Source organism: Catenuloplanes nepalensis, from assembly GCF_030811575.1.
Lineage (GTDB): Bacteria > Actinomycetota > Actinomycetes > Mycobacteriales > Micromonosporaceae > Catenuloplanes > Catenuloplanes nepalensis.
This window is the reverse complement of sequence record NZ_JAUSRA010000001.1, coordinates 482,241-499,921: the sequence shown is the minus strand read 5'-3', so window position 1 is coordinate 499,921 and position 17,681 is coordinate 482,241. Positions and strand designations below refer to the sequence as shown.

Here is a 17,681-nt window from a genome sequence, read left to right as displayed (position 1 = left end):
CACCCACGACGACTCACCGCGACACCGGAGCACACGACCACCCCGAACACCCGCCGACCAGCCACTCCACGACAACTCACCGCGACACCGGAGCACACGGCCATCCCGAACACCCGCCGATGGGGCGTTCCACGACGGCTCGCCGTGGGGCCGGGACACGTGTCTGTTGTGGGCTTTCTCGGCGATCGGGCACTCCGTGCCCGAAATTTCGGCTTATTGGAGTGTGCGGGGGATGAATCCTTGACATGGAGTAATTGCCGGGTCGGAATGGCGCGGCAGGGCGTTGCTCTGGCGCTGGTTCGTACCGCCGGGTGATAATTTTTCGGTTTAAAGCGGGCAGGGGTTGGCGAGACGGTGCGTTGCGAGCAGAGGCTCTGAGCTGAAAAACGCAAAAAGAGAACGTCGAGTCGACGACGGAACGGGGGTCCTCAGTCATAGAGGGCCTCCACGAACCAGCGGCCGCCGGCCAGGGACAGGAGAAGCGCGGTGCCGCCGCTCAGCGCCACCTGGAAACGGACGCGCCGGTGTGCTTCGGCCGGGGCCCACCAGCGTTCGTCCACCGGCCACGGACCGGCCCAGCCGATGATGTCCATCGGGTCGCTGCCCTCGGCGACCAGCCGGGCCGGGTCACCGCTGAGTTCCAGCCGGCCGCTGACCCGCACCTCCTCGCCCGCCGCATCGAAGACCCGGGCCCGCCCGGGCTTCACCGGCACCAATGCTGGGGACGGCGCCAACAGGCTCCCGGGCCATCCCGGCCTACCCCTGCTCGGCACGGTCCTCCGCCTCCGTCCGGCCGCCGAATCCGCCGACTGTTCCCGCGGCCGATCGAAGGCGGCGGGATCGCTCGCCGGCGCCACCCCACCGGCGAAGGAATCCACGCTCACGACTGCCCAGGCCTCCGCACCCTCCCACCGCGACGCACCGGCACCGGCTGGATTCTCGATGTCACCTCGCGGCGCCGTGCCGACGCCGGCCGAATTCTCGGCGTCGCCCTGCGGCGCGGTGCCGATCGAGGCATCGCTGTCCAGCGGGGTCACGGACGGCTTGCGCCGCAGCGGCACGACTTCAGCCAGGGCCGCCACCGATCTCCGGGCCGGTTCCCGAGCGTCCCGGAGATCGGTGCCGGTGGCTGCGGTTGCCCGCAGCGGAGCGACGCGAGGCGGCCGGGCCGCTTCCGGTGCCGCGCCTGGCGAGGAATCAGCAGACGCACGAACGCCCGCTGATGCGGGCCGCCGCTCAGCCGCGCCCGGCTCGGAAGCCGAAACCGGCGCGGACGCTGAGACCGGCGCGGACGCTGAGACCGGCGCGGACGCTGAGACGGGCACGGAAGCCGAAACCGGCACGGAAGCTGAGACGGGCACGGAGGCCGGAACCGGCGGGGACGCCGGAACCGGCGGGGGGTCGATAAGGGACTCGGGGATGGGCTGGGGTGGGGGTTTGCGGGAGCGGCGGCGGGTGGGTGACGGGGATGGGCCGGGGGTGAGGGGGCCGGGGCGGGCGGGGGTGCGTTCGTCGCCCCAGGGGATCAGGGTGATGGCGTCGGACGGGGAGCGGCCACCGGCGAGGACCGGGGTGACGACGGAGTCGGGGCCGAGCAGGCCCTGGACGCGGCTGAGCGCGCGGTGGGCACGGCGGCGTTCCTCGCCGGTCTCGCCCCAGAGGCCGGGCTGCAGGCCGGCGTGGGCGAGGATGCCCTCCGGGGTCAGCGTGAGGCGGATGATGCCGGAGGTCGGACGCGGGGGCGCGGCGCGCAGGCCGGTGGCGGGGCGGCGGCTGGTGCCGGTCAGCCAGCCGTCGAGCTGCCAGCGGACGCGTTCGGCGATCGCAGCCGTGCTGAGCAGGCCGTCGTGACGCCAGACGCGGTACATCTCCTCGCCGCGCTCGGTGACCGCGGTGATGCCGAGGCGGGTGCAGGCCAGGCCGTGCGCGGCGAGCCGGTCGTGCAGGTGCTCGGCGAGCGTGCGGGCGGCGAACGCGGCGACGTCCACCCGGTCCAGCGGCTCGTCGTAGGTATCGGTGACCGCCAGGCCGGGCGGCGGCTGCCGGACCGCCAGCGGGCGGTGATCGCGGCCGGCGGCGAGCCGGTGGGCCAGCGACGCGTCGAAGCCGAAGCGGGCGAGCACGTCCGAGGCGGGCAGCGCGGCGAACGCGCCGAGCGTGCGGATGCCGAGCCGGCGCAGCATGTCGGTGAGCTGCGGCCGGTCCAGGGTCTCCACGCCGAGCCCGGCCAGGAACTCCGGGGTGCCGCCGGGCGGGACGATGACGCCGCGCCGGGCCGCGAGGGCGGCCGCGAACGTACCGTCGGCGATGCCGGCCTGCGCCTCCACCTCGCAGGTCGCGGCGACGTGCTCGACGATGAGCTCGGCGGCCCGCTCCTCGCCGCCGAAGTAGCGGGCCGGGCCGCGCGCGGCGAGCGCGGCGGCGCCAGGGCGCAGCACCTCGACGCCGGCCGCCTTCTCCTCGATCGCCGCGACGACCGGCTCGAACGCGCGCGCGTCCCGCCCGGAGTCCCACTCCACCACGGTCAGGCCCGGGCAGCGGCTCTCCGCCTCCCGCTTGCGCAGCCCGCGCCGGACGCCCTCGACCCGCGCCGCCTCGCTGCACGCGACCACCCGGTTGGACTTCAGCACCGCCACCCGCCCGCCCACGGCCACACCCTCCGCGATCTCGGCGGCGACCACCGGCCAGTCCGGACACCACACCAGCAGCGTCCGCAGCGCATCGTCGCCGTTCATACCGGGCATCCGGCCGGCCGAGTGCCGGCACACGCATCGACATGGGAGACGGGCTGCGGCGCGACCCCGGCACCACCCGGCCGCACCCCGGCACCATCCAGTCGCACGCCGGCATCACCCGGCCGCACGCCGGCACCATCCGGCCGCACGCCGGCGCCGGGCATCGCGCGCCGGACGGCGAGCGCGGGCGGCGCTCCGGCGCCCAGAGGCCGGCCGCAGGGGGGCGGGTTCACGGGCCGACCAGCGTGAGTGGGGCGCGGGAACCGGCCGTGGCGGGCGGATCGACGAGCGTGACCGTGGTGGCGCCGGGAGTGCCGGCGACGACCGCGGTGAACCGGTCGGAGGCGGAGGGGAGCCAGACCCGAATCTCGCGGGGACGGGCGGCGGCACCGCGGCCCCGGGCGGAGATGGTGAGGCGGCGGCGGGTGAGGCGGCCGTGACCGGGCCCCAGACCGTCCCAGGCGCCGTCGGTGATCTGCAGGGTCACGTCCGCCCCGGTCCAGGCGCCGTAGGGGACGAGCACGCTGCCACGCTGCCGGGCCCGGGCCGCGAGCCGGTCGGTGACCACGGTGGAGACGCCGTCCGGTGCGGCCGCGACCACCACGTCGACGCCGTCGATCAGCGCGGCGACCACGGTCGGCCACTCCGCGCCGGGATAGGGCACGAGCGCCAGCCGGTCCAGCGCGATCCCGGCCTCGGCCGCCGCGAGCAGACCCAGCGCCGGTAGCCCGACCACCGCGCACCAGGACCCGGCCCGGGACGCCTCGGCGAGCAGTGCCAGCATCAGCGAGGTGCCGCCGCTCGCGGGCCGGGCCGGGCCGACCGCGACCGTGCTGCCCCGCCGCAGCCCGCGGCTCGGCAACAGTTCTCCCAATTCGGGCGCCACCGGCAACAGGCGGTGCGCGCCGGACTCGTCCATCTCGCTGGCCGGCCGCACCAGCTGCGCCAGGGCAGACCCGAGCACCATCCGGCCCGCCATGTCACCCTCAGCTGTTCGTTCGCGTCGTTCCCGGACCGCACCCCGCCGGCGGCCCGCCCTGTCACCCGTCCGTCCCGTCGGCCCTCCCGGCCGCCACCCGCCCAGCGAAGCCGGCCATTGCCACCCGCCCGGCGTTACCGCCGGTACCGCCCGCCTCGCGGAGCCGGTCGGGTCACCCGCTGGCGTCACCCGCCTGGCGCGCCGGTCGGCGCGTCAGGCGGCGGCCAGGCCGTCGAGCGAGGGCTGGTGCGCGATGCCGAGCGCCGCCTCGATCACGGCCACGAACTGCTCGGCCGCCCGCAGCAGGTCATCCGCCTCGCGGGCGGTGACCACCCGGGGGATGCCGGCCTCGGCGGCCGCGCGCTTGGACGCGCCGAGCGCGAAGTAGGTCGCCCACTCGCCGAGCTCCGGTGCGACCAACACCAGCAGCTCCCACACGCTGGTCACCCGGTTTCGCCGGGACGGTGCGGGGCGGGCGCGGGCCGCGAGCATGGCCGCGGCGGCGCGCAGAGCGGCGAGGTGGGCGGCCGCATAACGCAATCCGTCGGGTCGGGTCTGTGCCGCCTCCGCCAGCCCGCGGCGCGCTGTCGCCAGCAGCTGTGCGGGAGTGCGGTGCGGCAGCATGTGCGCCGGGACGGTAGGCACCTGGTCTGCGTTGCTCGCCATGACTGACCTCCGCGTGTAGTGACGCGACCCTCTCGACTGCTCATGTGCCATCGGCCTGTCCGGTGTTCTCCCGTGGGCCGGCCGGACGCGTTGCTTCCCCACACCGCGTCCGGCCGGCACCCGCGTCGGCTGGTCCGCCGCCCGCCACCCGGGGGTCGAGGGTGTCGGACGGCGGCCCTGCCTGTGCTGCGAACCCGGCTCGCGACTTCCGGGACCGCCGCGGCCTCGCGGGACCGCGATCGAGATCGGCGCCGCGAATCGCCTCACCCGATCAAGTTAGAACGCTTGTTCTAACTCCTTGAGAGAGTACACCCTGGGTCCGACAAAAACGCAACGGTGCGGCGCCGGACTGTTCCGGGCCGTGATCAGGCGGAGACGCCGCCCTCGGGGCCTTCCGAGCCCTCGGAGCCCTCGCCCCCGGACTCGATGCGGCGGGCACGGCGGCCACGGGCCAGCTCGGTGCCGAGCGCGTCCAGCCGCTGCGCCCAGAAGCCGCGGAAGTGCTCCAGCCACGCGTCCACCTCGCGCAGCGGCGCCGGCTCGACCGCGTAGAGCCGGCGGGTCCCCTCCGAGCGCACCCGGGCGAAGCCGTGCTCACGCAGCACCTTGAGGTGCTGGGAGACCGCCGGCTGGCTGATCCCGAACTCGGCCTGCACTACCGCGCCGATCTCGCCGGCAGCCCGCTCACCGTCCGCGAGCAGCTCCAGAATCCGGCGGCGGACCGGGTCGCCCAGGATGTCGAACGCGTGCACGCACCGAAAATTAGCAAGACGTTCTTATATAAGTCCAGGTTGAAACTAAACGGCAGCCATCGGAGGGCGTGCCAGGGAGAACTAGGCTGTGGGTCCAGGCACCGCCCGGCCCGGCCCGAGGCGGGCCCATGACGCATCGTGGGAGACGAGTCATCGTGATCTTGGGTATCGACATCGGCGGTTCCGGCATCAAGGGTGCGCCGGTCGACATCGAGGCCGGCGCGCTGCTGGCGGACCGTTTCCGGATCGAGACTCCGCAGCCGGCCGACGTCGAGCGGGTGGCCAAGGCGGTCGGCGAGGTCGCCGCGCGCTTCGGCGACACCGACCGGGTCGGCGTGACGTTCCCGGGCGTGGTCGTCCGCGGCGTCACCAAGACCGCCGCGAACGTGGACAAGTCCTGGCTCGGCGCGGACGCGGCCGGACTGTTCACCGAGGCGGTCGGCCGCCCGGTCACGGTGCTCAACGACGCGGACGCGGCCGGCGTGGCCGAGATGCGCTTCGGCGCCGGGCGCGGCGTGACCGGCACCGTGCTGATGCTGACGTTCGGCACCGGCATCGGCACCGCGCTCTTCGTCGACGGCACGCTGGTGCCGAACACCGAGCTCGGCCACCTGGAGCTGGACGGCGTGGACGCGGAGACGCGCGCGGCCGACCGGGCCCGCGAGGCCGAGGACCTGTCCTGGCCGGACTGGGCCGCGCGGGTGGAGCGCTACCTGCGGCACATCGACATGCTGCTGCAGCCCGGCCTGATCATCATCGGCGGCGGCGTCAGCAAGAAGGCGGAGAAGTTCCTGCCGCTGATCGACCTGCGCACCCCGGTGGTCCCGGCCCAGTTGCTCAACAACGCGGGCATCATCGGCGCGGCCGCGCTGGCCGCCGAGTCCGTCTGAGGCATCGGTCGTGCGGGCCGTCGTCTTCGAGGAGTTCGGCACCCGGCCGGAGGTGCGCGAGGTCCCCGACCCCGCGGCACCGGCCGGCGGCGTGGTGATCCGGGTCGAGGCCACCGGTCTGTGCCGCAGCGACTGGCACGGCTGGCGCGGGCACGATCCGGACATCCGGCTGCCGCACGTGCCCGGTCACGAGTTCGCCGGCGTGATCGAGCGGCTCGGCTCCGGCGTGACCGGCTGGGCGCCGGGTGACCGGGTGACCGTGCCGTTCGTCTGCGCGTGCGGCCGGTGCGCCTCCTGCCTCGCCGGTGACCAGCAGGTCTGCGAGCGGCAGACGCAGCCCGGCTTCACCGGCTGGGGTTCGTTCGCGGAGTTCGTCGCGATCGAGCACGCGCAGGTCAACCTGATCCGCCTGCCGGACGGGCTGTCGTCCGGCGCCGCGGCGTCGCTGGGCTGCCGGTTCGCCACCGCGTTCCGGGCCGTGGTCGCGCAGGGCCGGGTCGCGGCCGGTGAGTGGGTAGCGGTGCACGGCTGCGGCGGCGTGGGCCTGTCCGCCGTGATGATCGCGCACGCCGCGGGCGCCCGCGTGCTGGCCGTGGACGTCTCCGCCGGCGCGCGCGAGCTGGCCCGGCGGCACGGCGCGGACATCGTGCTGGACCCGTCCGCGCTGCCCGGCCCGGACGCGGTGGCGGCCGCGATCCGGGATCTGGCCGGCGGCGGCGCGCACGTCTCGATCGACGCGCTGGGCAGCGCCGTGACCTGCGAGAGTTCGGTGCGAAGCCTGCGTCGGCGGGGACGGCACGTGCAGGTGGGGCTGTTGCCCGCCGCGACCGGCGCGCCCGCCGTACCGATGGATCTGGTCATCGCCCTTGAACTGGAACTGCGCGGCAGTCATGGGATGGCCGCTCATGCATATCCCGCGTTGCTGGAGCTGGTGACGTCCGGCGCGCTGCGGCCGGATCTGCTGGTGGCGGACACGATGGGGCTGGCCGCGGCCGCGGACGCGCTCACCACGATGGATCACCCGGCGGTGCCCGGCATCCGGCTGGCCGACCCGCGCCTCTAGATCAACTTTCCTCAGACTACTCACAGCCGGGACCAAGCCGGGGCAGATCCCGCGGGCGCACCGTGAATGACATGACCGACGCGATGCACAGCCCAGAGCAGCAGATCAACACCATTCAGCGGTACGCGGAGAGCGTCCACCCGGCACCCGCCCGCCCCGGCGTCGCCGCCCACCCGGTCGCGCACACCTACGGCGGGCCCTCCTACGGAAGCACGCTCCCCGGCACCGCGCTCTCCGGCGGCCCGTCCTACGGCAGCGGGCTCTCCGGCGCGCCGTCCTACGCCCCCGTCGCGCTGTCGCCGCTCGGACTGCCCCCTGCTCCCCCGGCCCCGCCCGCGCCGCCGGCCCCGCCGGTGTACCCGCCGATGAGCGGCGGCCCGATCGGCGGCAACGGACGTCCGCGCCGGCGCCGTGGCACGCTGGCCGCCGCCGCGCTCGCGCTCGCGCTGGCGGCCGGTACCACCGGCGGCGTGATCGGCAACGCGTTCGGCGCCGACGGCACCCCGGCCGCCACCTCCTCGGCCACCACGGCCACGGCCGCGAGCACCGGAACGATCACCACGCTCAGCGGCGTGGTGGAGGCGGTCGCGCCCAGCATCGTGACGATCAACATCCAGAACGGCCGCAGCGCCTCGCTCGGCTCCGGCGTGATCCTGCGTGCGGACGGGCTGGTGCTGACGAACAACCACGTGGTCGCGGACGGCGGCACGATCACCGTGGACCTGGCCGACGGGCGCACCGTCTCCGCCACGCTGGTCGGCACGGACGCGGCCCACGACCTCGCGGTGATCCAGCTGGAGGACGTCTCCGGCCTGACCGCGGCCGTGCTCGGCGACAGTGACTCGCTCACCGCGGGGCAGACCGTGCTCGCGTTCGGCAGCCCGCTCGGCCTGGAGGGCACGGTCACCTCCGGCATCGTCTCCGCGCTGCACCGGGAGACCAGTGAGGACGCCGGCGAGCAGGAGCCGCAGAGCCCGTTCGGCGGCGTGCAGTCCCAGCAGGAGACGGCCACCACGCTCTCCGACCTGATCCAGACGGACGCGGCGATCAACTCCGGCAACTCCGGCGGCGCGCTCGTCGACACGGCCGGCCGGGTGATCGGCATCAACGTGGCGATCGCCACCACGGGCGACTCCACCGGCAACATCGGCGTCGGCTTCGCGATCCCGGTGAACACCGCGAAGACCGTGGTCGCGCAGATCACCGGCGCCGCCGTCTGATCCGCCCTCGTCCGGTGATCCAGGCGTCATTCATGTCGTCAGAGCGGTATGAATGACGCCTGGATCACCGAGTGGGCCGCCATCGGCCCCCTGTTGTGCGGGCGCCGATGGCGCATATCGTGTGCGGGATGAGCACCAGCACCCCTCCGCGCCGCGCCTGGGTGGAAGAGATCATGGGCATGCCCGTGAGCGTTCATCTGCGCGGCCCGGGAGTGGACTCCGACGAGGTCGCCCAGCATGTGACCGGCGTCTTCGTGGAGCTGCGGGCCGTGGACGCGATGTTCAACCCGGCGCATCCGGACAGCCAGATCGCCCGGCTCAACCGCGGCGAGATCGACTTCTCCGGCTGTCACCCGGCGATCCGGACCGTGCACGGCCTCTGCGAGGAGGCGCACACCCGCACCGACGGATTCTTCAACCCGTGGCTGCCGGACCCGGAGGCCAAGGGCGGCTATCGGTACGACCCGTCCGGCCTGGTCAAGGGCTGGGCCGTGCAGCGGATCGCGGACCGGCTGGCCGACCTCGACGGGCACGACCTCTGCCTGAACGCCGGCGGCGACGTGGTGCTGACCACGGTGCCGGGCCACCCGGTCTGGCGGGTCGGCATCGAGGACCCGGCCGAGCCGAACCGGATGCTCCGGGTCTGTGCGATCGCCACCGGCGCGGTCGCCACCGCGGGCGCGGCGCACCGGGGCGGGCTGGTCGTCAATCCGTTCACCGGGCAGGACGCCACCGCGCTGCGGTCGGTGACCGTGGCCGGGCCGTCGCTGCTCTGGGCGGACGTGTTCGCGATCGCGGCCGTCGCCCGGGGCGCCGAGGGCTTCGACTGGCTGAGCCGGCTGGAGGAGTACGAGGCGCTGGTCGTGGACGAGACGGGCGCGCTGCGCACCACCAGTGGCTGGGACCGGCTGGTGCTCTCCACCAGCGACCCGAACCTCTACTCGCAGACCGCCTGACCGTGACGGCACTGACCACGCTGCACGTCTGGCGGGTGCCCACGCGCGCGCTCGGCCGCGTGCTGGCCCGGATGGCCGTGGACCGGCGCCGGCTGCGCGCGCTGCCCGGCGTCCGCTTCGCGAAGCTGCTCGGCACCGGGAACGGCACCACGTTCGGGCCGGGTGACGCCGATCTCACCCGTTGGGCCGCGGTCACCGTGTGGGACGACCCCGCAGCCGCGGCGGCCTTCGATGCGTCCGCGGTCGGTCGGGCGTGGGCCCGGGTGAGCGAGTCCTCGGCCCGCGTCGACCTGCGGCCGTTGCACAGCCGCGGCACGTGGTCCGGCCGTACCCCCTTTGGGTCGGAAAATGGTGTTAAAACGGACGGGCCGGTGTTGGCCCTGACCCGCGCCCGGCTGGCCCCGGCCCGCGCGCTCACGTTCTGGCGCGCGATCCCGCCGGTCACCGCCGCGCTGCACGACGCAGACGGCGTGCTCAGCCGTTTCGGCATCGGCGAGGCACCGATCGGGTGGCAGGGCACGATCAGCGTGTGGCGGAGCACGGCACATCTCCTGGAATTCGCGTACCGTCACCCGCAGCACCGCGCGGCGATCGCGCGCACCCCCGAAGCCCGGTGGTATGCGGAGGAGCTGTTCGCGCGCTTCGCGGTGCTGGACCTGGCCGGCGACCCCGCGGTGCTGGGATGGGCGGACGGCGAGAAGGGAATCCGGGGACGATGAGGCTCGTGCCGTGGACGCCGGACGACCTGCTCCGCCGGATCGACGACGTGATCACCGTGTATGGCGACGCGATGGGTTACCGGGCCGAGCTGCTCGCGGCCCGGCGCGGTTACGTGGCGACGCACGCGCGCCGCCCCGGCTTCCGCGCGGTCGCCACGCTCACCACGGACGGGCACCTCGCCGGTTTCGGCTACGGCTACACGTCCGCGACCGGTCAGTGGTGGCACGACCAGGTGCGCGGCGCGCTCGGCGAGACCGACCGCAAGACCTGGCTGGGCGACTGCTTCGAGGTGGTGGAGCTGCACGTCAGCCCGCCCGCGCAGGGGCACGGCATCGGCGCGCGCCAGCTGCGCGCGCTGCTCACCATGGCCGAGGGCGGCACCACGCTGCTCTCCACGCCGGAGGCGCCGGAGACGGAGTCGCGCGCGTGGCGGCTCTACCGCCGCTTCGGGTACGTCGACGTGCTGCGCGACTTCCACTTCCCCGGCGACGAACGCGCGTTCGCGGTGCTCGGCCGGGAGTTGCCGCTCCCCGCCGACCAGAAGCTGTGATAACCCGCTGGCTCCCGCTGGCCGTCCTGGTCCTGGCACAGATCTGCTACCCACTGACCGGCGGTGACGCGCGCACCGGGCTGACCGTCGCCACGGTGGTGCTCGGCTTCGTGATCTCCGTCGGGCACGCGGCCGTGACCCGGGGCGCGCGGACCGCGGCGCTGCTGGTGGTGATCGCGGCCGGCGGCGGGCTGCTGATCGAGGCGACCGGCGTGGCCACCGGGTTCCCGTTCGGCGGGTACGACTACTCCGGCCAGCTGGGCCCGAAGGTGCTCGGCGTACCCGTGATCATTCCACTGGCCTGGGCCTGGATGACCTGGCCGGCGTGGCTGTCGGCCGGCCGGGTGGTGTCCCGGACCGTGCCGCGGGTGCTGCTGGCCGGTGCCGGGCTGGCCGCGTGGGACCTCTTCCTCGACCCGCAGATGGTCGCGGCCGGGCACTGGTCCTGGCACGACACGTCACCGGCGCTGCCCGGGGTGCCGGGGATCCCGGTGACGAACTACCTGGGCTGGCTGATGTTCGCGATCGTGGTGGCCACGCTGCTGTCGGCCACCACGGACCGGACGGTCGGCACGGCGGACGAGCCGATGTACGGCCTCTACCTGTGGACCTACGGATCGTCGATCATGGCCCACGCGGTCTTCCTCGGCCTGCCCGCGTCCGCGGTCTGGGGCGGCGTGGGCATGGCGGTGCTGGCGGTTCCGCTGGCCGTCACGCTCCTCCACGACCGCCGGCCAGCCTCGGCCGACTCGGCGGTCTCCGACGACCCGGCGGTCTCGGGCGACCCGGCCGGGTCTCAGCGCCGGGCCGGTGCGGCGCGGGTCACCGGCCCGGACGCCGGGACCGGCGACGGGGCACGCCTCCGGCCCCGCCGCTGACGCCGGAGATGCCCGATCCGCTGCTCGCGCTCGCCGCCGCGCAGGCCGTCACGGCCGGCGCGCTGACCCTGCACACGCTGGTCAACGCGCGCCTCCTGCACCGGCCGAGCGCCGCCGAAGCGCCCGGTGGAGCACCCGCCGAGCCCGTCAGAGCACCCGCCGAGCCCGTCGCCGTGCTGCTCCCGCTGCGGAACGAGGCGGACCGGGTCGGGCCCTGCCTGCGCGCGCTGCTCGCTCAGGAGGGCGTCGCCGAGATCGTGATCCTCGACGACGGCTCCACCGACGGCACCGCCGGCGTGGTCCGCGCGATCACCGGCGACGACCCCCGGGTCCGGCTGCTCACCGGCACGCCCCCGCCGCCCGGATGGCTCGGCAAGCCGCACGCCTGCCATCGGCTCGCCGCCGCCACGGACGCGCCGATCATCGTCTTCATCGACGCGGACGTGGTGCTGGAGCACCCGCACGCGATCACCGGCGTCGCCGCGCTGCTCCGCCGGCTCGGGACCGGCCTGCTCAGCCCCTATCCGCGGCTGGAGGCGGTGAGCGCGGGCGAGCGTCTCGTACAGCCGCTGCTGCAGTGGACCTGGCTCACGTTCCTGCCGCTGCGCGCGATGGAACGCTCGCGCCGCCCGTCGCTCGCCGCCGCCGGGGGTCAGCTGCTGGTCGCGGACGCGGAGACGTACCACCGGGCCGGCGGGCACGCGGCCGTGCGCGCGGAGATCCTGGAGGACATCGCGCTGGCCCGGGCCGTCAAGCGCACGGGCGGGCGGATCGCGCTGGCGGACGGCACGCCGGTGGCCCGGTGCCGGATGTACACCGGCTGGGGGGACCTCGCCGACGGGTACGGCAAGTCGCTCTGGGCCTCGCTCGGGCCGCTGCCCACGGCCGTACCCGTGCTGCTGTTCCTGCTGTTCTGCTACACGCTGCCGCCGCTGACCGCGCTCGCCGCCGCGCTCGCCGGGAATGCCGCCGCGGGCGGGCTCGCGCTGGTCGCCACGCTGGCCGGGGTGGCCGGGCGGATCCGGTCCGCCGTCGCGACCGGCGGACGCGCGTGGCCGGACGCGCTCGCCCACCCGGTCTCGGTCGCGCTGCTCGCCTGGCTGACGCTCCGCTCCCACCACCTGCGCCGCCGGGGACGGCTGAGCTGGCGTGGGCGCGCCGTCAGCTGAACGTGTTGTGCTGGGTGTTGTGGTCGCCGACCTGCACGCCCCGGGAGTCGCTGATGTGCACGCCGCCCTCGCCGCCCGCGGTCAGCTCCAGCAGCCGCCGGGCGACGGCCAGGACCGCGGTGTCGGTCGCGGCGCCGCTGCTGACCAGCTCGTCGCCGATCAACGCGCGCCAGCGGCCCGGCTCGCTCTCCACCGTCTCCAGCACGCCGGCGGGCCCGGACAGGTAGCCGCTGAGCAGGCTCCTCAGCGCGGTGCCGGCGCTGACCGCGGTCGGTGCGGACGCCGTGGAGCCGGCCGCCAGCGCGGCGGTGATCACCTCTACACCGGACATCATGCTCACCTTTCGGACACGGGGCCGTCCATTGTGTCATCCGGCGGCGACTTGGCGGGGGTGCCGGCACGCGCGATGATGGCCGGATGAGCCGGACAGTCAAGGTGATCCTGGCAGTGGTGCTGCTCGCCGGCGGGATCGCCGGCCTGGTGGCCGTGCTCGGCGGCGAGGGCCTGGACCGGGCCGAGAAGTGGGTGTCGATCGGCGGCGTGATCGCGTCGGTCGTGCTGAGCGGCCTCGGCGTCGCGGTGTCCTGGTTCGCCTGGCGCCGCCCCGCCGTGGGCCCGGCGCCGGCGCCGGGCGTCGACGTGCGCGACGCGAAGGGCGTGCAGATCGGCGACCACAACACCCAGCACAACACGTTCTGACCCCGGTGCCGGCCGGGCCGTCGCCCACTGACCGGCGCGGCGCGGTGATGCCCTATAAAGGGCAGGTGACGGCGGTAGCGGTGATCGGAGCGGGAGTCGGTGGCCTGGCGGCCGCGGCCCGGCTGGCAGCGGCGGGGCACTCCGTCACCATCTACGAGCGGGCCGACACGGTCGGCGGGAAGCTGGCCCGCTACAGCCGGGACGGTTTCAGCTTCGACACCGGGCCGAGTCTGTTCACGCTCCCCCAGGTCTTCGAGGAGCTGTTCGCGGACACCGGCGCGAACCTGCACGACCACCTCGATCTGGTGAAACTGGATCCGATCGTGCGGCATCACTTCCCGGACGGCAGCACGCTCGACTCCTGCGCCGACCCGGCCGAGTTCGCGAAGCGGATCGACACCGCGTTCGGGCCGCGCGCCGCCGGGGACTGGTCCCGGCTGTGGGCGCGCGCGGAGCGGGTCTGGAACGCGTCCTGGCGCGACGTGCTGCGCAACCCGATGGACGGCCCGGCCGACCTGGCGCGGCTCGCCTGGCACGTCCGGGACCTGGCCGCGATCGCGCCCGGCCGCACGCTGCGTGGCCTGGGCCGGGACCATCTGCACGACGCGCGGCTGCGCATGCTGCTCGATCGGTACGCCACGTACGGCGGCGCCGACCCGCGGCGTGCACCGGCCGCGCTGGTCGCGGTCCCGTACGCGGAGCTGGCCTTCGGCGGCTGGTACCTGCGGGGCGGCCTGGGCCGGCTGGCCGACGCGCTGCTCACGCTGTGCCTGGATCTGGGCGTGGTGGTGGAGACCGGCGCGGCCGTGACCGGGATCGAGGCGACCGGCGGCCGGGTGCAGGCGATCCGGGTCCGCGGCGCGCGCGGCACCGCCCGCCGGGTTCCGGTGCGCACGGTGGTGGCGAACGTGGACGCGCTCACGCTCTACCGCGACCTGCTGCCGTCGCCGCGCCGGCTGGCCGCGCTGACCGACCGCAGCCTGGCCGGATTCGTGCTGCTGCTGGGAGTGCGCGGCGAGTCCGGCCTGGCGCACCACACGGTGTTCTTCCCGCGCGACTACGACGCGGAGTTCGACGCGGTCTTCGGTGATCCGGGCCGCGGCGTACCGGCCCGGCCACCGGCCGACCCGGCCGTGTTCGTGACCGTGGCGGACGACCCGAGCGCCCGGCCGGACGGACACGAGGCGTGGTTCGTGCTGGTCAACGTGCCTCGGCACGGCCTGGCGGCGGACGCGGTGGACTGGCGGCGGCCGGGACTGGCGGACGCGTACGCGGACCGGGTCCTGGACCTGCTGGCCGCGCGCGGCGCCGACGTGCGGGACCGGCTGGTGTTCCGGGAGGTGCGCACGCCCGCGGACCTGGCTGCGTCCGCGCACGCGCCGGGCGGCGCGATCTACGGCACCGCGAACCACGCGCTGCTCCGCCCGGCCAACCGCGGTCCCGTGCACGGGCTGCACCTGGTGGGCGGCTCCGCGCATCCGGGCGGCGGCCTGCCGATGGTCGCGCTCTCCGCCCGGATCGCGGCGGAACAGATCATCAAAACCTGAGAGATCGCGGGGGTACGCCGCGGGCGCGCCCGGTGCCGTCTCACCGGCCGGACAGCGCCAGCGCGTACTCCGGGAACCAGGCCCCGGCCACCGGGTCGCCGCGGTCGCACTCGCCGTCGGACTCGCCCGGCCGCTTCACCCAGAGCAGCGCGTCCAGCCGCGGCACGCCGGTGTCCGTGGTCGGTTTCGCGCCGATCGCCCGGCCGGGCGGGTTGCACCAGCGGGCGACGCCGGACGCCGGGTTCGGCCCGTTGCCGTTGCGGCTGGTGTCGATCACGAAGTGGGCGCCACCGAGCGCCTCGGAGAGCCGGGTGCCGTACGCGGCCGACGCCTCCGTGGTCTCGAAGTTGGAGACGTTCAGCGCGAACCCGGCCGCGCGCGCGATCCCGGCCGTGCGCAGCGCATCCGCGAGCCGGGCGTGGTCGGCGATCCAGCTGGCGTTGCCCGCGTCCAGGTAGACGTGCGCCCGCTCGTTCGCCGCGAACGCGTCCACCGCGGTCGCGAGCAGCGCGTACCGCGCGGCGGGCGGCCCGGCGCAGCCGTCGACGGCCTGCGCGACCGCGTCCGGCTCCAGCACGATCAGCACCGGCTCCCGGGCCAGCGCACCGGCCAGCGCGCGGACCCACGCCGTGTACTCCGCCGGGCCGGACGCGCCGCCGGCCGAGAACGACCCGCAGTCCCGGCCCGGGATGTTGTAGACCGTGATCACCGGCATGCGCCCGGCCGCCCGCGCGTCCGCGGCCAGCGTCGCCGCGCGGGTCACGGTGTCCGCGGACGCGCCGGTGAACCAGACCGCGGTGGGCTGCTCGCCGATGTGCCGGACCGCGGCCGCGTCCTCGGCGCGGTCACCGGCCGCGTACTCGTCGGCCTGCCGGGTCGCCACGTTGGGCGTGGCCGCGAAGAAGCGCACGCCGGCCAGCGGGTTGACCGGGGGTGCCGGAGGATCGGGCGGCGACGGCGGCGGCGAGGAGCAGGCGGCCAGCGCCATCAGCCCGGCCGTGAGCAGGCAGGCTCCGATGCGGCGCATCCGCGCCCTCCGTCCCGTGAGGTGTGTCAGGCCAGCGCGCGGCGCACCGCGGCCAGCAGCTGGCAGAGGCCGTAGCCGGCGAAGAGCACCCAGACGACCACCGCGAGCGTGGCGGTGCCGGCCGCGAGCTCCGTGGTGATCAGCGCGCCGGCGCCGGTGAGCAGCAGGCCGACCAGCGCGACCGAGACCCGGCTGGGCCGCTCGCCGACCGTGACCACGCCGATCTCGCGCATGCCGGCGACGCTCGCGCGGGCCCGGACGTACTCGTGCAGCCAGGAGAGCGCGCCCGCGACCACGACCAGCCAGCCGAACGCGCCGGCCGCCCAGAACGCGGCCAGCCAGGCGGCCTCGCCGAGCCGGTCGGCGACGGAGTCGTAGAGGTGGCCGAGCCGGGACGCGCGCCCCGAGGTGACCGCGACCGCGCCGTCCACACTGTCCGCCACGCCGGCCAGCAGGACCAGCGCGGCACCGGCGAGCGGCCCGGCGGTCCGGTCGGCGAGCACCACCAGCGGCACGCACGCGCAGATCAGCAGGCCGGCGACGGTGACCGCGGTGGGTGGCACGCCGAGCCGGCCGAGTGGGCGGCCGAGCACGAACGCCAGCCGCAGCCAGCCGCGCACCAGGACGGAGGCGCGCCTCGGGTCGAAGCCGCCGTGCAGCGCCGACCACGCCGTCGCGTACTCATCCCAGGTCACCCCCCGTACTGTACCGATCGCTCCGGTGCCGCTGCCGGATCACGCGGGGGAACCGGCGGTCGGCCACCCGACAGCCGCTCCAGCACGCGCGCGGTGCCGCCGAGCCGGTCGCGCAGCGCGGGCGAGACGTAGAGCGACTCCACCGTGGGCAGCGGGCATCCGTTCAAGGTGGCCTGCGCGGACGTCCCGGCCGGCACGGCCAGGGCAAGAAGATCCAGTTCCGGGGGTACGGCCGGGCCGTACCGCTTCTCCCCGGTGCTGCCGTCGTAGGAGAGCAGGAACGACACGCCCGCGCCGACCGCGTCCCGGAGCGCGGCGTAGAACTCGTCCCGGTGCAGGCCGCGCATGTAGCGGTGGTCCTTGCTCGCGGAGACGCCCTGGTAGGGCGGGTCCAGGTAGACCACGTCCGCGGGCCCGGCGCCGGTCAGCGGCGCTCGGTAGTCGCCGGCCGCGACGTCCGCGCCGGCCAGCGCGCGCGAGGTGGCCCGGATCCGCGCCCGCATCAGCGCGGGCCGGGCGCCGAGCCGCCGCCGGTCGGCCGCCTGGTTGAACTCGCCGTGCCGGTTGTAGCGCACGGACGCCTTCACGCACCGGGCCAGCAGGTAGAGCAGCAGATGCGGCGCGTGCCCGGCGTTGAAGTCGTCGCGCGCCCGGCGGTAGAACGCGTCCGGGTCCGGCCGCTGTGCCTCCCAGACCGCCGCGTAGTCGTCGGCGATCGCGTCCGGCTCGTCCAGGATCCGCCGCCAGAGCGCGATCAGTGGCCCGTTGACGTCCCGCAGCCGCACCCGGCGCGGGATGCCGAGGTGGCTCGCCGCGATCGAGACCGCGGCGGACCCGGCGAACGGCTCGATCAGGTCGGCGGTCCCCTCCGGCAGCAACGGCACGATCGCGTGGGCCAGAACCCGCTTACTCCCCTGGTACGGAATCGCGTGCGGGACACCACGCAGCGCAGCCAACCGGGGAGCAGCCGGTAACGGGATCATGGACGCAGTCTCCCCCACACCGCCACCCCCGCAGAACCGTCGTACCCCCAGCGTATAAACCACCATCGAACGCACCCCACCACCACACGCGTTCCCGCACCGGTCCCGGCTCTCGCGACGGGCCGTCCCGGTGCGGCCGAGCCCGGGCACCC

18 protein-coding genes are annotated in these 17,681 nt (G+C 75.0%); 10 read left to right on the top strand and 8 right to left on the bottom strand.

Annotation, left to right across the window (positions count from 1 at the left end; genetic code table 11):
- Positions 1-428: 428 nt before the first annotated feature.
- The 4 genes from J2S43_RS42425 to J2S43_RS02200 form a co-directional block, all read right to left on the bottom strand.
- Positions 429-2,735, bottom strand: coding sequence for a DNA polymerase Y family protein (locus tag J2S43_RS42425; protein WP_306826855.1), 2,307 nt, complete (start codon positions 2,733-2,735; stop codon positions 429-431).
- A 229-nt stretch (positions 2,736-2,964) separates the two neighbouring features.
- A complete protein-coding gene (imuA', locus tag J2S43_RS02210) occupies positions 2,965-3,714 on the bottom strand; it encodes a DnaE2-dependent mutagenesis accessory factor ImuA' (protein WP_306826854.1) in 750 nt (249 codons plus the stop codon).
- A gap of 213 nt (positions 3,715-3,927) precedes the next feature.
- On the bottom strand, positions 3,928-4,380 hold the full coding sequence (locus tag J2S43_RS02205; RefSeq protein WP_306826853.1) for an SAV_6107 family HEPN domain-containing protein: 453 nt from the start codon (positions 4,378-4,380) through the stop codon (positions 3,928-3,930).
- 365 nt (positions 4,381-4,745) lie between these two features.
- Complete coding sequence (locus J2S43_RS02200; RefSeq protein WP_306826852.1) at positions 4,746-5,132, bottom strand: ArsR/SmtB family transcription factor; 387 nt, start codon at positions 5,130-5,132, stop codon at positions 4,746-4,748.
- A 155-nt stretch (positions 5,133-5,287) separates the two neighbouring features.
- On the opposite strand from J2S43_RS02200, the gene ppgK reads away from it, so the two are divergent.
- The 8 genes from ppgK (at position 5,288) to J2S43_RS02160 (ending at position 12,578) form a co-directional block, all read left to right on the top strand.
- Positions 5,288-6,022 carry a polyphosphate--glucose phosphotransferase gene (ppgK, locus tag J2S43_RS02195; RefSeq protein WP_306826851.1) on the top strand — a complete coding sequence of 245 codons (735 nt, stop codon included), beginning with the start codon at positions 5,288-5,290 and terminating at the stop codon, positions 6,020-6,022.
- A gap of 10 nt (positions 6,023-6,032) precedes the next feature.
- The gene (locus J2S43_RS02190; RefSeq protein WP_306826850.1) at positions 6,033-7,085 is read left to right on the top strand and encodes a zinc-dependent alcohol dehydrogenase family protein; all 1,053 of its coding nucleotides are present in this window, start codon (positions 6,033-6,035) and stop codon (positions 7,083-7,085) included.
- A gap of 71 nt (positions 7,086-7,156) precedes the next feature.
- A complete protein-coding gene (locus tag J2S43_RS42105) occupies positions 7,157-8,305 on the top strand; it encodes a S1C family serine protease (RefSeq protein ID WP_370881583.1) in 1,149 nt (382 codons plus the stop codon).
- A gap of 128 nt (positions 8,306-8,433) precedes the next feature.
- Positions 8,434-9,261, top strand: coding sequence for an FAD:protein FMN transferase (locus tag J2S43_RS02180; protein WP_306826848.1), 828 nt, complete (start codon positions 8,434-8,436; stop codon positions 9,259-9,261).
- A complete protein-coding gene (locus J2S43_RS02175) occupies positions 9,258-9,980 on the top strand; it encodes a monooxygenase (protein ID WP_370881737.1) in 723 nt (240 codons plus the stop codon). Before J2S43_RS02180 ends, J2S43_RS02175 begins: the two co-directional genes overlap by 4 nt.
- A complete protein-coding gene (locus J2S43_RS02170) occupies positions 9,977-10,531 on the top strand; it encodes a GNAT family N-acetyltransferase (RefSeq protein WP_306826846.1) in 555 nt (184 codons plus the stop codon). The genes J2S43_RS02175 and J2S43_RS02170 overlap by 4 nt, the downstream gene beginning before the upstream one ends.
- A complete protein-coding gene (locus J2S43_RS02165; protein WP_306826843.1) occupies positions 10,528-11,409 on the top strand; it encodes a carotenoid biosynthesis protein in 882 nt (293 codons plus the stop codon). The genes J2S43_RS02170 and J2S43_RS02165 overlap by 4 nt, the downstream gene beginning before the upstream one ends.
- 8 nt (positions 11,410-11,417) lie before the next feature.
- The gene (locus tag J2S43_RS02160; RefSeq protein ID WP_306826842.1) at positions 11,418-12,578 is read left to right on the top strand and encodes a glycosyltransferase family 2 protein; all 1,161 of its coding nucleotides are present in this window, start codon (positions 11,418-11,420) and stop codon (positions 12,576-12,578) included.
- Here J2S43_RS02160 and J2S43_RS02155 read toward each other — a convergent pair.
- Positions 12,571-12,909: a hypothetical protein gene (locus J2S43_RS02155; RefSeq protein WP_306826841.1), complete on the bottom strand. Its 339-nt coding sequence runs from the start codon at positions 12,907-12,909 to the stop codon at positions 12,571-12,573. The two genes, J2S43_RS02160 and J2S43_RS02155, sit on opposite strands and share 8 nt — an antisense overlap.
- Before the next feature lie 86 nt (positions 12,910-12,995).
- On the opposite strand from J2S43_RS02155, the gene J2S43_RS02150 reads away from it, so the two are divergent.
- Positions 12,996-13,277 carry a hypothetical protein gene (locus tag J2S43_RS02150; protein ID WP_306826840.1) on the top strand — a complete coding sequence of 94 codons (282 nt, stop codon included), beginning with the start codon at positions 12,996-12,998 and terminating at the stop codon, positions 13,275-13,277.
- A 65-nt stretch (positions 13,278-13,342) separates the two neighbouring features.
- On the top strand, positions 13,343-14,824 hold the full coding sequence (locus tag J2S43_RS02145; RefSeq protein ID WP_306826839.1) for a phytoene desaturase family protein: 1,482 nt from the start codon (positions 13,343-13,345) through the stop codon (positions 14,822-14,824).
- A 40-nt stretch (positions 14,825-14,864) separates the two neighbouring features.
- On the opposite strand, the gene J2S43_RS02140 is transcribed toward J2S43_RS02145, so the two are convergent.
- Genes J2S43_RS02140 through J2S43_RS02130 form a run of 3 tightly spaced genes read right to left on the bottom strand, consistent with a single transcriptional unit; the run spans position 14,865 to position 17,529 of the window.
- The gene (locus tag J2S43_RS02140) at positions 14,865-15,851 is read right to left on the bottom strand and encodes a glycoside hydrolase family 6 protein (protein ID WP_306826838.1); all 987 of its coding nucleotides are present in this window, start codon (positions 15,849-15,851) and stop codon (positions 14,865-14,867) included.
- Between the two features lie 26 nt (positions 15,852-15,877).
- Complete coding sequence (locus J2S43_RS02135; protein WP_370881582.1) at positions 15,878-16,546, bottom strand: CDP-alcohol phosphatidyltransferase family protein; 669 nt, start codon at positions 16,544-16,546, stop codon at positions 15,878-15,880.
- Complete coding sequence (locus tag J2S43_RS02130) at positions 16,543-17,529, bottom strand: DNA adenine methylase (RefSeq protein WP_306826837.1); 987 nt, start codon at positions 17,527-17,529, stop codon at positions 16,543-16,545. The genes J2S43_RS02135 and J2S43_RS02130 overlap by 4 nt, the downstream gene beginning before the upstream one ends.
- Between the last annotated feature and the right edge of the window lie 152 nt (positions 17,530-17,681).